This window comes from Rhodoluna limnophila (genome assembly GCF_005845365.1).
GTDB classification, from domain to species: domain Bacteria; phylum Actinomycetota; class Actinomycetes; order Actinomycetales; family Microbacteriaceae; genus Rhodoluna; species Rhodoluna limnophila.
The window spans coordinates 644,037-659,106 of the sequence record NZ_CP040509.1; the positions used below are offsets into that span (position 1 = coordinate 644,037).

A 15,070-nucleotide genomic window follows, 5' to 3' on the forward strand; every position below is an offset into this window, starting at 1 on the left:
TACCTGACTAATTAGAAACCGGCGGCACGTCGAAGATCGGCAGACTTATCGGTGTTCTCCCAGGTGAATTCAGGAAGTTCGCGCCCGAAGTGACCGTAGGTCGCTGTCTTTGAGTAAATCGGTCTAAGCAGGTCAAGAGATTCGATTAGAGCTTTTGGCCTTAGGTCAAAGACCTCGTTGATGGCGTCGACGATTGTGTCATCTGAAACGCGGCCGGTGCCAAAGGTCTCAACGTACAGGCCCACTGGGCGGGCTACACCGATTGCGTAGGCAACCTGAACCTCGACTCGGTCGGCAAGTTCTGCAGCAACAACGTTCTTGGCTACCCAGCGCATTGCGTAGGCGGCGGAGCGGTCAACCTTAGATGGGTCTTTACCTGAGAAAGCGCCACCTCCGTGGCGGCTGGCACCACCGTAGGTGTCTACGATGATCTTGCGTCCGGTCAGGCCCGCGTCACCCATTGGGCCACCGATCTCAAACTTGCCAGTCGGGTTGATAAACAGTTCGACGCCTGAGAAGTCCAGTTCAGTGCCCTCGAGAATCGGGTTGATAACTGCTTCTCGCATGGCTTCAACGATCTCGGCGTGGCTCACACCTGGGTTGTGCTGCGTTGAGAGAACTACAGCCTCAATGGTGCGAGGAATTGTGCCCTCATAGCCGATTGTCACCTGAGTCTTACCATCTGGTCTTAGAAAGTCGACCTGGCTTGACTTGCGGACTGCAGCTAGGCGCTCACTCAATCGGTGGGCCACGTTGATCGCAGTCGGGATCAGGGTTTTGGTCTCGTTGGTGGCGTAGCCAAACATGATTCCTTGGTCGCCGGCACCCTGAGAGTCGTATTGGTCTTTGGATGAGCCAACTCTCGATTCAAAGCCATCATCAACACCCTGTGCGATGTCTGGTGACTGCTGACCAATCGAAATAGAAACGCCACAGCTGTCGCCGTCAAAGCCAATGTCTGATGATGTGTAGCCAATTTCGCGAATCTTTTCACGAACTAGTTTCGGAATCTCAACATAGCCTTCGGTCGTAACTTCACCGGCAACATGGACTAGGCCGGTAGTCACCATGGTTTCTACGGCTACGCGAGAATTTGGGTCCTGCTCGAGCATTGCATCGAGAATCGTGTCACTGATCTGGTCACAGATTTTGTCAGGGTGACCCTCGGTCACAGATTCAGAGGTGAAAAGACGAAGTTTGCTCATAATGGCTCAAGTATATCCCGAGCCCAAGACATGCTGGTCAGTTATTTGCTGAGGGCAGAACTCAGTAGGTCCAAAAGCTCATTGGCAACCAACGATTTAGTTCCAGTAGCTTTTGTAGCTCCCCCTGTTTTGCTCAGAATTATTGCCGAATTTTGGTCGCTACCGAAAACCTTACCGTTGCTGACATCATTGGCCACGATAAAGTCGCAACCCTTCTCGACGAGCTTTTTTACGGCCAGTTCGGTAAGTGCCGTTTCTGAACCGGCGGTCTCGGCAGCAAAGCCAACGATTAGAGCTGTGTGTGAGCTGTCAACAGCTAGCTTGAGCACATCTGGATTTTGGACCAGCTCTAGATTGAGGCGATCTCCCACCAGACTTTTTTTAATTTTTGAGTCAAATGGTTCAGCGAGCCTAAAGTCAGAAACAGCGGCTGCCATTACCAGAACATCGCAGGCCGGCAATTGCTCAAGGACGGCATTTTGCAGTTCTGCGGCAGATTGAACCCGCATTACTTCGTTGAAACCAGGTGGAATCTCGGTTATGTTTGCGGCAATTAGGGTTACCTGAGCGCCTCGCTGTGACGCAGCCGCAGCAATGGCTAGACCCTGTTTTCCGCTCGAATGATTGCCAATGAATCGGACCGGGTCAATCGGTTCTTGCGTACCGCCAGCCGTTATCAAAAACTTTTTGCCGGCTAGGTCTTGCTTTGAGACAGCGCTAAGGGCAAAATCAACAATCTCATTTGGTTCGGGCAGTCGGCCCGGACCAGAGTCCTGCCCGGTGAGTCGGCCAACTGCGGGTTCCAATACCCAAACATCACGCTTCTTGAGGGTCTCGATGTTTGCCACGGTAGCTGGGTGTTGCCACATCTCCGTGTGCATGGCTGGTGCAACCACCACCGGAGCCTTAGTCGCCAAAAGTGTGTTGCCGAGCAGGTCATCGGCTTGGCCTGAGGCGTACCGTGCCAAAAAGGCTGCGGTTGCCGGTGCCACGATAACTAAATCAGCCTCTTGGGCTAAAGCAATGTGCTTAACGTCAGCAACATCGGTGTAAAGGTCTGGATCTACAGAGTTGTGCGACAAGGCCTCTAGTGTGGTTGCGCCGATGAAACGCAAAGCATTCTGCGTTGGAATGACCTTTACGGAGTGACCAGCTTCGGTGAGAAGCCTAATGATGCCAGTAGCTTTATAGGCCGCAATGCCGCCGGTGATACCAACGATTACAAGCATTGCAGGTTCCAGCCGCTATTACTCAGCGGTGTGCTTGGCCAACTTGTTCTGGTCGATCTCGTGCATCGCGATGGTCAGCGGCTTTTCGTCAACAGTTGCGTCAACCAATGGGCCAACGTTGTTGAACAGGCTTCCCTCGTGCAGAGCTGAGTAGTAGTCGTTGATCTGGCGAGCACGCTTTGATGCAAAGATAACAAGTTCGTATTTTGAGTCAACCTTGTTTAGTAGGTTGTCAATTGCAGGAGAAACGATTCCTTCTAGCTTTTCAGACATGATTCAACTTTCTTTTGTCTTTAGCGTGGAGTGTGCGATTGATTAATCGCTAAGCCTGAATCAAGTCTACGACTTCAGAGGCACATCTGGCCACCTCATCGTTGATAACTACGTAGTCAAACTCAGACTGAGCGGCCAATTCTTCACGAGCTGTAACCAGGCGCTGAGCCTGCTCTTCAGCCGATTCTGTGCCTCGTCCGGTCAAGCGTCGAACCAATTCCTCCCAGCTCGGAGGGGCGATGAAAATTAGTTTTGCGTCGGGCATGGCGGCCTTGACCTGTCGGGCACCCTGAATGTCGATTTCGAGAATGATTTGTTCGTTACGCGCTAGCGCATCAAGAATCGGTCGCTTTGGTGTGCCGTATTTGTTGGTTCCGTGCACTGTTGCGTACTCCAACATGTCACCGGCTTCGATGAGCTGATCAAAATTTTCGTGAGTTAGAAAAAAGTAGTTCTCTCCCTCGACTTCGCCGGGCCTCGGCTGCCTGGTCGTTGCGGACACCGAAAGTTTTATCTCAGGGTGATGGGCAAGAATGTGAGCGACTACCGTGCCTTTACCAACGGCGGTTGGTCCGGCAATCACTGTAAGGCGGCTAGACATTAGTCTCGAGCCCCACTGCAAGTTCGCTGTTGGCAACCTGGATTGCCTTACTCATACCCATTGGACCGGCCGAAAGTACGCTGCGCGACACAGAGTGGATCACCTGGTCGGCGGCTTTGCCGAATAGCTGCCTGGTTGCAGACAACTCAGCACCTTGGGCACCAAACCCAGGTGCCAGAATCGGTGTTGCAGCAGTAGCCTGACCTTCAACAACGGCACCTAATCCCATGCTTTGAAGGTTTAGAGTAGCCCCGATGACAGCACCGAATGAGCCAAGTTTTCGGCCAGCTTCAGCGGTAACCCGGTTTATCTCGCTCAGACCGTCCCAAATTTGGGAAGCAATAGTTTTTCCGCCCACAGTCGCACGCTGAAGTGCCGCGCCTTCAGGATTGGATGTAGCAGAGAGAATAATCAAACCCTTGCCTCGCTCAAGACACTCAGCCATCCCGGGCTTCAAAGAATCGAATCCAAGATAAGGAGAGACTGTAAGGGCGTCGCAGACAAATGGCGCAGACTTACCAAGCCAGGCGTCATAGTAGGCATCCATCGTGGTGCCAATGTCACCGCGTTTAGCATCCATGATGACCACTAAATCGGTGTTCAGGGCTGCCTGCGCCAGCTCTTCGAGCACTGCAAAACCGGCTGATCCGTGGCGCTCAAAGAAGGAAACCTGCGGCTTGATAATGCCCACGTTGCCGACTGCGGAATCTAGAGCTCGCTTGGCGAACTCCCGAAGCCCCTTGACGTCATCGGTCAAACCCCAGTCATTAAGCAATGCGGCATGGGGATCGATGCCAACACACAACTGACCGTGGCTCTTAAAAGCCGTCTCGAGTTTCGAGCCGAAACTAGTTGGCAAGTGCCACCGCCCGGTCGATTGCGTGATCCTGAAGTGACTTGACGCTGAATGGGCCAGCAATCACTGCTTCGAACGAACCGATTGCGGCGCTCAACTGAGCGATTGTCGTGAAAATCGCTTTGTCGGCTGCAGTCGTTGCCGCGCGAATCTCGTAGCCGTCCTTGCGGGCGCTTGAACCTGAAGGAGTGTTGACCACTACGTCCACCTGACCTGCAGTGATTAGCTCGACAATGCTCGGGCCATCGGCGACAGCTGCGTCATCGGTGTGTTTTCTGACAACCTGTGCCTGAATACCGTGTCTTGCCAAAATGGCCGCAGTGCCGCTGGTAGCCAGAATCTTGTAGCCAAGTTGCTCCAGTCGGCGGACCGGCAGGACTACCTGAGGCTTGTCGCGGTCAGCAACCGAGATAAAGATGCTGCCAGAAGTCGGCAGAGCACTGCCTGCTCCAGCCTGGCTCTTTGCGAATGCTTTCGGGAAGTCAACGTCAATTCCCATAACCTCACCGGTTGAGCGCATTTCTGGGCCTAACAATGAGTCAACAAATCGACCATCCTTGGTTGCAAATCGCTTGAATGGCAGAACTGCTTCCTTGACTGAGATTGGTGATCCCGCTGGAATGTAGGTACCGTCTGCTTCAGGAAGGTGACCTTCAGCGACAAGCTCCTTGATGGTCTTGCCGACCATTACAAGAGATGCTGCCTTAGCCAAAGTGATGCCAAGCGCCTTAGAGACAAATGGAACGGTGCGTGATGCACGTGGGTTTGCCTCAAGAACGTAAAGGACGTCTGCTGCCAAAGCGAACTGCACATTGAGCAAGCCGCGTACGCCGATTCCCTGAGCGATTTTCAGGGTAGCCTCGCGAACTCGCGCAATCTGAGCATCACTTAGAGTTACCGGAGGCAGTGTGCAACTCGAGTCGCCCGAGTGGATACCAGCCTCTTCGATGTGCTCCATGACACCACCGACGTAAAGGTCTTCGCCGTCGAACAGTGCATCGATGTCAATTTCGATGGCAAAGTCTAGGAAGCGATCAACCAAAAGCGGGTGGTCAGGGCCAACGATTGCCTGGTCCTTAATTCTGTCGAAGTAATCTCTCACGCCAGCCTGGTCGTAAATAATTTCCATACCGCGACCGCCAAGGACGAAGGATGGGCGGACCAGAACCGGGTAACCAATTCGAGCTGCGATAACTTCGGCCTCGGCCAAGTTCAATGCAGTTCCATTTGGTGGAGCAAGCAGGTCTCCGTCTTCGAGAATCTTAGAGAACAGACCGCGCTCTTCAGCTAGGTCGATGGCTGAAGGTGAGGTTCCAAGAATAGGGATTCCGGCAGCCTCAAGTCCCTTTGCAAGTCCAAGAGCTGTCTGGCCACCGAGCTGCACTACAACGCCGACCAATTCGCCGCTCTGCTGCTCAGCATGAATAACCTCGAGGACGTCCTCAAGAGTTAGTGGCTCAAAGTAAAGACGATCCGAAGTGTCGTAGTCAGTTGAAACGGTCTCAGGGTTGCAGTTGATCATGATGGTTTCGTAACCAGCGTCTGAGAGTGCAAACGATGCGTGAACGCAGCTGTAGTCAAACTCAACGCCTTGACCAATTCGGTTTGGACCAGATCCTAGAATCACGACCTTCTTGCGGTTCGAAGGAACCACCTCGGTCTCTTCCTCATAGGTGCTGTAGTGGTAAGGAGTCAGTGCCGGGAACTCACCGGCGCAGGTGTCAACAGTTTTGAAGACCGGACGAAGTCCGAGGCTGTGTCGCATGCTGCGAACCTCAGATTCACTGATGCCTCGCAACGACGCAATCTGAATGTCACTGAACCCGTGCTCCTTGGCGTGGCGAATGACGCCCTCATCTAGGCTCGGTGCGCCAGCGATTGAGTCAGCAACCTCGTTAATTAGGACAATTTGGTCGATGAACCATGGATCCATCTTGGTTGACTCAAATACCTGTTCCGGTGTCGCACCAGCGCGAAGAGCCTGCTGCAACAACACAATGCGACCATCGGTTGGAGTCTTGATTGCCTCGAGCAGTTCGTCTACGTTACCCAGCGGACCATCCCAGTGGAATGACGAACCACGACGTTCAAGGCTGCGTAGGGCCTTCTGCAGTGCCTGGCTGTAGTTGCGGCCGATTGCCATGGCCTCACCAACGGACTTCATAGTCGTGGTCAGAGTTGCATTGGCTGCAGGGAACTTCTCGAACGCAAAACGTGGAACCTTGACGACGATGTAGTCCAGAGTCGGCTCGAAGCTTGCTGGAGTTACTTTGGTGATGTCGTTAGGGATCTCGTCAAGGGTGTAACCCACGGCCAACTTGGCAGCAATTTTGGCAATTGGGAATCCGGTTGCCTTAGAAGCCAAAGCCGATGAACGAGAGACTCTTGGGTTCATTTCAATAACAACTACGCGACCGTTCGATGGGTCGACAGCAAACTGAATGTTGCAACCACCGGTATCGACTCCAACGGCACGGATGATGTCGATCGAGATGTCGCGGAGATTCTGATACTCGCGGTCTGTCAGGGTTAGAGCCGGCGCCACGGTAATTGAATCGCCGGTGTGCACACCTACAGGGTCTACGTTTTCAATTGAACAAACCACAACGCAGTTGTCGTTGGTGTCACGCATTAGTTCAAGCTCGTATTCCTTCCAGCCAAGAATCGACTCGGACAGAAGAACCTGACCTACCGGGCTTGCCTGAAGGCCCGAGCCACAGATGCGGCGGAGCTCTTCTTCATCGTGGGCAAAGCCTGAACCCAATCCACCCATTGTGAAAGAAGGCTGAACCATTAGTGGGTACCCAAGTTCTCCGACAGCGTCAAGGCATTCATCGAGGGTTGAGCAAATAACCGATTTTGCAACGTCGGCACCAGCGTCTAGTACCAGCTGCTTGAAAATCTGGCGGTCTTCACCCTTCTTGATGGCGTCAACCTTGGCACCGATGAGTTCAACGTTGTACTTCTCCAGAATGCCGCGCTCGTGTAGTGCCATGGCAGCATTTAGCGCGGTCTGGCCACCAAGGGTCGGCAGAATCGCATCTGGTTTCTCTTTGGCAATAATTGCCTCAATTACCTCAGGGGTGATTGGCTCAATGTAGGTTGCATCGGCAAAATCTGGGTCAGTCATGATGGTTGCCGGGTTTGAGTTAACCAAGATCACTCGAATGCCCTCTTCGCGGAGAACACGGCATGCCTGAGTACCCGAGTAGTCAAACTCGCAGGCCTGACCGATAACAATCGGGCCCGAGCCGATTACGAGAACGCTATTGATGTCTGAACGCTTTGGCATTATTTGGCCACCTTGTTGGTCTTGATTAGGTCGACCAAGCGGTCGAATAGGTAGTTTGAATCGTGTGGTCCGGCAGCAGCTTCTGGGTGATACTGAACCGAGAATGCTGGGATGTCGAGGCACTCTAGGCCCTCGACGCAGTCGTCGTTTAGCGATACGTGGCTGACAGTAACTCGACCGAAACCAGCAGGGCTTTCAACCTCTGGCCCGCCTTCAACCTTCACGGCAAATCCGTGGTTGTGTGCGGTTACTTCAACTCGGCCAGTCTTGCGGTCAAGCACTGGCTGGTTGATTCCGCGGTGACCGAACGGAAGCTTATAAGTTTCAAAACCAAGGGCACGACCCAAGAGCTGGTTGCCGAAGCAAATTCCAAAGAATGGGATTTTCTGGCTCAAGATCTCGCGCAGAACTGAAACTTGACCCTCAGCAGCTTCTGGGTCGCCAGGGCCGTTAGAGTAGAAGACCGCATCCGGGTTAGCTGCCAGCAACGTTGCAGCATCAACGCGAGCTGGGAAAACCACTACCTCGAGACCACGGGCACACATGTGCTCAATCGTTGAACGCTTAATACCGAGGTCAAGAATCGCAACCCGGCCGATCTTCTCTCCTTCAGCGGCAACTGTGTAGGAGTCGGCGGTGGTAACGACATCGCTGAGCGAGAGGCCCTGCATCTTGACCGCACCGTTAACCTGAGCAACGAGATCCTCAACTGGAGCCTTAGCGGCCTCTCCCGAGAAGATACCGGCGCGCATCGAACCGCGAGAACGCAAATGGCGGGTCAGGGCGCGGGTATCGATACCTGCGATGCCAACCACACCATATTTCTCCAACTCGGTTGGCAGCGAGTTTTCAGATCTGAAATTCGAAACGATACGGCTCGGGTCGCGGACCACGTAACCGGCAACCCAAACCTTTGACGACTCCTCGTCTCGGGCGTTGACTCCGGTATTTCCGATGTGCGGTGCTGTCTGCACAACGATCTGGCCAGCATACGAAGGATCGGTCAGGGTCTCCTGATATCCGGTCATGCCGGTTGCGAAAACGGCCTCACCGAGAGTGGTTCCGGTAGCCCCGTATGGCTGGCCGCGGAATACGCGACCGTCTTCTAGGACAAGTAATGCTTGGTTCATTTGGATGCCTCTCTGGTGGTGATTTTTGAGATTGCCTCGAGCAGTGCTGCGCGACCGGTTGAGTCAACTGCGCGCAGGTGCGTCGAAAGTTTAAAGGTGTCCTGGGTCCAGTTCACGGTGATCAAGCCTTCTGCTTCAACTACTCGGTCAATGACAGCTTGATTTGTCGATACGGAATCAATCTGGGCTTTATCTAGCGCTAGTGGCCGCTCCCCCTTGCGAACAATCAAGAGACCCTCGTTGAAAACTAGGATTTGAGCCTCGCCTCTAATTCCTAGGCCATAGGCTGCGATACGTTCTAGGTGATTAGCCGCTTCGGTAGTGGCAACATAAAAGCCATTGGCTGATGCGATCAGTTCGCCGAAGTACTCCAGTGCTTCTAGCGGCTGCGAAAATTTGCCTGCTTGGCTTGAAATCCTTCGTCTCCAGCCGGTTACCGCCATGGCGACGATAGCTGTAAACAAGATTGCCGCATACACGGCCATAACTTCTTTGGTCATCAGTTGCGGCCCGCTTTCGCCAATTCGCCGTTTCTCACGGTTAGGTAGCCACGATAGACCGTGTGGATCACGCGACCTGGTAGCTCCAGACCAACATACGGATTGTTCACCGATTTCGAAGCTGACTCAGCAACAACTGTTCGCTTTGCGCTCGGGTCGATGAATGCGATGTTGGCTACGTTGCCAATTTCGAGAGCCTGGCCAGCGTTCGCATCACGAGCAATCTTCGCAGGGTTAATTGACATCACTTCAGCCAAGCGGCTCCAGTTAGATCGGCCACTCTCAATCAGTACTTCCTGAGCGATGGAAGCGGCGGTTTCTAACCCCAACATGCCGAATGCTGCTGCATTCCACTCGCAATCCTTGGCTTCAATCGGGTGTGGCGCGTGGTCAGTTGCAACGATGTCAATGGTTCCGTCAATCAATGCCTCACGGAGTGCTTCCACGTCTTTTTGAGTTCGAAGCGGCGGGTTCACTTTGTATACGGCATCGTAAGAGCGAACCAATTCATCGGTAAGTAAAAGGTGGTGAGGCGTTACTTCAGCGGTGACCTTGATTCCGCGTGCCTTAGCCCATCGGACGATTTCTACCGAGCCGGCCGTTGAAAGGTGGCAAACGTGAATTCTTGAGTCGACGTGCTCAGCGAGTAGCACATCGCGCGCGATGATCGACTCTTCTGCCACACTTGGCCAGCCGGTAAGTCCAAGTTCAGCCGAAACAGCACCCTCATTCATCTGGGCGCCTTCAGTCAAGCGAGGCTCTTGGGCATGCTGTGCAATGACGCCATCAAAGGCCTTGACGTATTCAAGGGCGCGGCGCATGATTACCGGGTCGTGAACGCACTTGCCATCGTCAGAAAAGACTTTGACCTGGGCCTTGGAATTAGCCATGGCTCCAAGCTCGGCCATTTGCTTGCCTTCGAGCCCTACGGTTACCGCACCAATTGGGTAAACATCGGCGTAGCCGGCTTCGCGACCCAAGGCGGCTACCTGTTCAACAACTCCAGCGGTGTCAGCAACTGGACTGGTGTTTGCCATTGCGTGAACCGCAGTGTAGCCACCCATCGCCGCTGCTTGGGTTCCGGTCAGAACGGTTTCGCTCTGCTCAAATCCAGGCTCGCGAAGGTGAGTGTGAAGATCAACGAATCCAGGCAATGCAACCAGGCCCGCACAGTCGATGCGCTCAGCATCCGAGCTTTCTAGGCCAACACCAATCGCAGAAATTCGGTCATCGCTGACTTCAATGTCAGATACCGTGCCATCGGCAAGTTTCGCGTTTAGAAATAGGTATTTAGTTGACATCGTTGGCCCTTTCGCCAGAGAGGAGGGAATACAGAACTGCCATGCGTACAGACACACCGTTCGCGACCTGTTCCAGCACGGTTGACTGAGGCGAATCAGCTGAGATGGCATCAATTTCGAGCCCGCGGTTCATTGGTCCGGGGTGCATGACTATTGAATTTGGCTTGAGTCTCTTCAAGCGGTCCGAATTGAAACCCCAGATTCTTGAGTACTCGCGCTCAGATGGAAAGTAGGAAGCATTCATGCGCTCGGCTTGAACGCGAAGCATCATCACAACATCCGGCTTCTCGTTGTCTAGTACGTCATCGAGGGAATAGTGAATTTTGGCTTGCCAATTTGACGGATTTGCCGGCAGCAAGGTTGGCGGTGCGACAAAATGAACTTCAGCGCCGAGAGTGTTTAGTAGCAAGAGGTTAGATCTGGCGACGCGCGAGTGAAGCACATCGCCGACGATTGCAACTCTCAGACCTGACAGGTCCTTGCCAGTGCTGGAACTTCCGTGAAAACGCTTTCGCATGGTGAATGCGTCCAGCAGAGCCTGGGTTGGGTGCTCGTGTGTTCCATCTCCGGCGTTGACAATGGCCCCATTTATCCAGCCGCTGTGCGCAAGAACATTGGCGGCTCCCGATGCTGAGTGCCTGATAACCACTGCGTCGGCACCCATTGCTTCAAGGGTCTGAGCAGTATCCTTGAGGCTCTCCCCCTTGGAGACACTGGAACCCTTGGCAGAAAAGTTGATTACGTCTGCCGAAAGTCGTTTTGCAGCCAACTCGAATGAGATTCGGGTTCGTGTCGAATCCTCAAAAAACAGGTTAACGACGGTTTTACCTCGGAGAGTCGGAAGCTTCTTGATCTCGCGTTCGTTTACATCGGCCATTCCCTCGGCGATGTCCAAAATCTCGACGGCCTGGTCACGACTTAAGTCGGCGCCCGATAACAGGTTTCGAATCATCCTTCAATCACCACGGCATTCTCGTTGTCAGTCTCGCTTAGGCGCACACTGATTCGTTCTTCTCTTGAAGTAGGTAGGTTCTTTCCAACAAAATCCGCACGGATAGGCAGCTCGCGGTGACCCCGATCAACCAAGACGGCAAGTTTCACCGCTCGCGGTCTTCCAAAATCATTGAGAGCGTCAAGTGCGGCGCGAATGGTGCGCCCGCTAAACAAAACATCATCGACCAACACCACAACCTTGTCATCGATGCCCTGCTGCGGGATGTGAGTTTCTGTTACCGGACGCGTCGGGTTTGAGGCAAGGTCATCGCGGTACATTGTGATGTCTAGGCGGCCAAGAAGGTCCTCAACCAAAATTCCAGGTTCAGTTCTGGCAATAACCTCAGCGATTCGTTCGGCTAGCCAAACGCCGCGGGTTGGAATACCCAAAATCACTAGATTTGCTGAGCCACTCTTCTGCATAGCAGTGTTGGCTTCAAGAATTTCGTGTGCGATACGCGTGACTGCGCGATTGATATCGTCACTACTCAAGACGGTGCGTGAAGACACGCCCACCTCCTTCTCTGCCTCTCTGGACAGCCTTAAAGGATGTTGGTTAAAGTCTACCAGTTAGGCCTTAGTTGGCGGCCTTTGTAGATGAGATTCTTGAAAGCAAACCGTTCACAAACGAGCCTGATTCGTCGGTAGACAGCTCTTTCGCGAGCTCGACGGCTTCGTTGATTGCCACGCCATCTGGAACAGAGTCGTTGTGCAGGATTTCCCAAACGGCAACGCGCAGGATTGCGCGATCTAGGTTTGGCATGCGGTCCAAAGCCCATCCCTGCGAGTAGGTCTCTAGGAGATCATCGATCTCGTCATGATGTTCGATGACGCCCTCAACGATTTCGCGAGCATAGCCAAAGATTGCGTCCTGATTCTGACGATCCGCAGCCAGGTTCGCAACTTCGTCCAGCAGCAACAGCGGAGAAATCTTACGAATATCAGCCGCGAAAACAGCATCTACAGCGCGTTTGCGCGCTTTAGTTCTGGCGCTCAACTGATTAGTCAGTCACGCGGCCGAGGTAGTCACCGGTGCGGGTGTCTACGCGGACCTTGGTGTTGTTCTCTAGGAACAGAGGTACTTGAATCTGAAGACCGGTCTCAACGGTTGCTGGCTTGGTGCCACCGCTTGAACGGTCACCCTGTAGGCCAGGCTCGGTGTAGGTGACCATTAGAACAACCGATGCTGGAAGCTCAACGTAGATTGGGTTGCCTTCGTGCATCGCGACAACTGCCTCTTGGTTTTCAAGTAGGTAGTTGACCGCGTCGCCAACGGTGGCCTCATTAAGAGTGATCTGGTCGTAGGTTTCGGCATCCATAAAGATGAAGCCTTCACCATCGTTGTACAAGTAGGTCATGTTGCGCTTGTCAACGTTGGCTGTCTCAACCTTGACACCCGCGTTGAAGGTCTTGTCGACAACTTTGCCGGTCATGACGTTCTTGAGCTTTGAGCGTACGAAAGCTGCACCTTTTCCAGGCTTAACGTGCTGGAATTCGACGACAGCCCATAGCTGCCCCTCGATGTTAAGAACCATTCCGTTTTTTAGGTCATTTGATGTAGCCATGACGATCAATCACTCGTTTCAGGTGTTAGTTTGGGGCAAAAAAATAGCGGGACCGAATCCCTGCGGTTTTAGTCTACCGAAGGCGGGCTCAGTTAGCGAGTTAGCTGGCGCAAAGCAAGCAGGTATGAATCCACACCGAAGCCAGCAATCACACCGCTTGCAACACCTGAAATTACGCTCGTGTGACGAAACTCTTCGCGGGTGTGTGGGTTGCTCAAGTGAACCTCGATCAGCTTTAGGCCAGCCTTAGTGATTTGCACGGCTGCATCGCGAAGCGCGTACGAGTAGTGGGTGAAAGCCGCAGGGTTTAGCACTACGTCACTCTGAGTGTCCACTGCTTCGTGAATCCAGGCAATCAACTGCGACTCGCTGTCAGTCTGTCTGGTTTCGGCGGTAAGTCCCAGCAAATTAGCCTCTGATTCAACTGCCCGGGTTAGTCCGGCAAAATCCATGGCGCCGTAAATGTCGGGTTCGCGAGAGCCAAGGCGACCTAGGTTTGGGCCGTTGAGTACCAGAACTTTTCTCATGAGACTAGGTTACCTTGAGGGCTAGACAATCTCTTGGAAGGCTGCGTGAAGCAGTTCAGGTGCCGGTGCCGCCATAATTGTCGGTTTACCGATTGCATCCAAGACCACAAATCGGAGCGTTCCGGCTCGAGTTTTCTTGTCGCGCTGCATTGTCTCTTGGAGCTGACCCCATTTGTGCGGGTCGTAAGAAATCGGCAGACCGAGTAAGGTCAAAACGCTACGGTGGCGGTCGACAACTTCATCGGACAAGCGGCCGGCAAGTCGAGCCAATTCAGCTACGAAAACCATGCCGATTGAGATGGCAGCACCGTGACGCCACTTGTATCGCTCGGCGTGCTCAATTGCGTGTCCCAGAGTGTGGCCGTAGTTCAAGATTTCGCGCATTCCGGCCTCTTTGAAATCAGAGCCAACTACGCGTGCCTTAATGGCCACAGAGCGCTCGATGATCTCGCGGAAAACATCTGAATTTGGATCGGTGGCAACGGTTACATCTGCCTCGATTAGCTCGAGAATGCGCTCGTCGGCGATGAAACCGTACTTTACGACCTCACCAAATCCGGCGAGAATTTCGTTCTTAGCAAGGCTCACCAACGTGTCCAAATCAATGATCACGGCTGCCGGAGCGTAGAAACATCCGACTAGGTTTTTGCCCTCTGATGTATTGATGCCGGTTTTGCCACCGATGGCCGCGTCAACCATTCCTAGCAGGGTGGTTGGAACCTGAATTAGCTTTACGCCGCGCAACCAGGTGGCAGCAACGAAACCGGCCAGGTCAGTGGTTGAACCGCCGCCAAATCCAACTACAGCGTCTGTTCTGGTGAAGTCAGCCTGGCCCATGATTCCCCAGCAGAACGCTGCTACCTCGACCCGCTTGGCATCCTCACTGTCTGGAACCCCAGCCAGGATTGCCTCATAGCCAGCCGTAACCAGAGTTTCTCTAAGAAGTTCAGCACTCGCGCTCAGCGCAACGGGGTGAACGATCAGAACCTTTGCAACATCTTTGCCGAGCGCCAAGGGTACCTCGCCCAGTAGGGCACGGCCGATGATGATGTCGTACGGGTTGTCACCGTTCACGGTGATTCGAGTGATGTCAGTCATTGATATCCAGTTTCTCGCGAATTTCGGCGATGGTAGCAGCTAGTGGTTGCCCCGAGGTGTTCACTTCGATGTCGGCTAGTTTTTCGTAAGTTGACCGTCGTGAATCATAAATGCGTCGCCAGTCAGAGAGACCATTCTTCAGAAGCGGCCGATTGCCATTTCGAAGACGTGAGCCCATGTGCTTCCCGTCGGTCGACAGATAAATAACGGTAGCCTTGCCCAACTCGGCTTGGTTTCTTTCGCTCAGCACTGCCCCGCCACCAGTAGCCACGATTCCAGGTTGTGAAAGCGCCTTTTTGACTGCGATTTCCTCAATTTCGCGGAAAGCTGACTCGCCACGACTCTCGAAGATTTCGCTAATCGAGCCATGCTCATCAGTAATCAGGTTGTCAGTATCGGTAAATGGAAGCTCAAGAATCTTCGCGAGTTTCCTCCCAACCGTTGTCTTACCGACACCCATTGGGCCAATCAGCACGATTACCTGGCTTTTGTCAGGCATG

Annotated in this window: 15 protein-coding genes and 1 pseudogene; all 16 read right to left on the minus strand. The window is 53.4% G+C overall.

The genetic code is table 11. From position 1 onward, the window contains the following. Positions 1-11 precede the first annotated feature (11 nt). The 16 genes and pseudogenes from metK to FFA38_RS03200 all read right to left on the minus strand — a co-directional run bounded on the left by metK (position 12) and on the right by FFA38_RS03200 (position 15,069). Positions 12-1,205: a methionine adenosyltransferase gene (gene metK, locus FFA38_RS03125; protein WP_138315499.1), complete on the minus strand. Its 1,194-nt coding sequence runs from the start codon at positions 1,203-1,205 to the stop codon at positions 12-14. Between the two features lie 41 nt (positions 1,206-1,246). Beyond that, positions 1,247-2,434 carry a bifunctional phosphopantothenoylcysteine decarboxylase/phosphopantothenate--cysteine ligase CoaBC gene (gene coaBC, locus FFA38_RS03130; RefSeq protein WP_138315500.1) on the minus strand — a complete coding sequence of 396 codons (1,188 nt, stop codon included), beginning with the start codon at positions 2,432-2,434 and terminating at the stop codon, positions 1,247-1,249. Positions 2,435-2,452: 18 nt separating this feature from the next. Then, positions 2,453-2,707 carry a DNA-directed RNA polymerase subunit omega gene (rpoZ, locus tag FFA38_RS03135; RefSeq protein WP_138275354.1) on the minus strand — a complete coding sequence of 85 codons (255 nt, stop codon included), beginning with the start codon at positions 2,705-2,707 and terminating at the stop codon, positions 2,453-2,455. A gap of 49 nt (positions 2,708-2,756) precedes the next feature. After that, positions 2,757-3,302 (minus strand): annotated as a pseudogene (gene gmk, locus FFA38_RS03140) (guanylate kinase); the annotation flags it as partial. Next, positions 3,301-4,167: an orotidine-5'-phosphate decarboxylase gene (gene pyrF, locus FFA38_RS03145; RefSeq protein WP_138315502.1), complete on the minus strand. Its 867-nt coding sequence runs from the start codon at positions 4,165-4,167 to the stop codon at positions 3,301-3,303. The gene pyrF and the pseudogene gmk, both read right to left, overlap by 2 nt. After that, entirely contained in the window at positions 4,157-7,456 is a 3,300-nt protein-coding gene (gene carB, locus FFA38_RS03150; RefSeq protein WP_138315503.1) for a carbamoyl-phosphate synthase large subunit, read from the minus strand. The genes pyrF and carB overlap by 11 nt, the downstream gene beginning before the upstream one ends. After that, positions 7,456-8,586 carry a glutamine-hydrolyzing carbamoyl-phosphate synthase small subunit gene (gene carA / locus FFA38_RS03155; RefSeq protein ID WP_138315504.1) on the minus strand — a complete coding sequence of 377 codons (1,131 nt, stop codon included), beginning with the start codon at positions 8,584-8,586 and terminating at the stop codon, positions 7,456-7,458. The genes carB and carA overlap by 1 nt, the downstream gene beginning before the upstream one ends. Continuing rightward, positions 8,583-9,086 (minus strand): PH-like domain-containing protein, encoded by a 504-nt coding sequence (locus tag FFA38_RS03160; RefSeq protein WP_138275359.1) that lies wholly within the window; start codon positions 9,084-9,086, stop codon positions 8,583-8,585. The genes carA and FFA38_RS03160 overlap by 4 nt, the downstream gene beginning before the upstream one ends. Further along, positions 9,086-10,387 (minus strand): dihydroorotase, encoded by a 1,302-nt coding sequence (locus FFA38_RS03165; protein ID WP_138315505.1) that lies wholly within the window; start codon positions 10,385-10,387, stop codon positions 9,086-9,088. The genes FFA38_RS03160 and FFA38_RS03165 overlap by 1 nt, the downstream gene beginning before the upstream one ends. Then, positions 10,377-11,336, minus strand: a complete 960-nt coding sequence (locus FFA38_RS03170) for an aspartate carbamoyltransferase catalytic subunit (protein ID WP_138315994.1) — start codon at positions 11,334-11,336, stop codon at positions 10,377-10,379. Before FFA38_RS03170 ends, FFA38_RS03165 begins: the two co-directional genes overlap by 11 nt. After that, on the minus strand, positions 11,336-11,920 hold the full coding sequence (pyrR, locus tag FFA38_RS03175) for a bifunctional pyr operon transcriptional regulator/uracil phosphoribosyltransferase PyrR (protein ID WP_272501205.1): 585 nt from the start codon (positions 11,918-11,920) through the stop codon (positions 11,336-11,338). Before pyrR ends, FFA38_RS03170 begins: the two co-directional genes overlap by 1 nt. Before the next feature lie 37 nt (positions 11,921-11,957). Then, the gene (gene nusB, locus FFA38_RS03180) at positions 11,958-12,377 is read right to left on the minus strand and encodes a transcription antitermination factor NusB (protein ID WP_138315507.1); all 420 of its coding nucleotides are present in this window, start codon (positions 12,375-12,377) and stop codon (positions 11,958-11,960) included. 4 nt (positions 12,378-12,381) lie between these two features. Further along, positions 12,382-12,945 (minus strand): elongation factor P, encoded by a 564-nt coding sequence (efp, locus tag FFA38_RS03185; protein ID WP_138275363.1) that lies wholly within the window; start codon positions 12,943-12,945, stop codon positions 12,382-12,384. Between the two features lie 92 nt (positions 12,946-13,037). Next, positions 13,038-13,472, minus strand: coding sequence for a type II 3-dehydroquinate dehydratase (locus FFA38_RS03190; protein ID WP_138275364.1), 435 nt, complete (start codon positions 13,470-13,472; stop codon positions 13,038-13,040). 21 nt (positions 13,473-13,493) lie between these two features. Beyond that, positions 13,494-14,570: a 3-dehydroquinate synthase gene (gene aroB, locus FFA38_RS03195; protein ID WP_138275365.1), complete on the minus strand. Its 1,077-nt coding sequence runs from the start codon at positions 14,568-14,570 to the stop codon at positions 13,494-13,496. Then, the gene (locus FFA38_RS03200; RefSeq protein WP_138315508.1) at positions 14,563-15,069 is read right to left on the minus strand and encodes a shikimate kinase; all 507 of its coding nucleotides are present in this window, start codon (positions 15,067-15,069) and stop codon (positions 14,563-14,565) included. Before FFA38_RS03200 ends, aroB begins: the two co-directional genes overlap by 8 nt. Position 15,070: the final 1 nt, after the last annotated feature.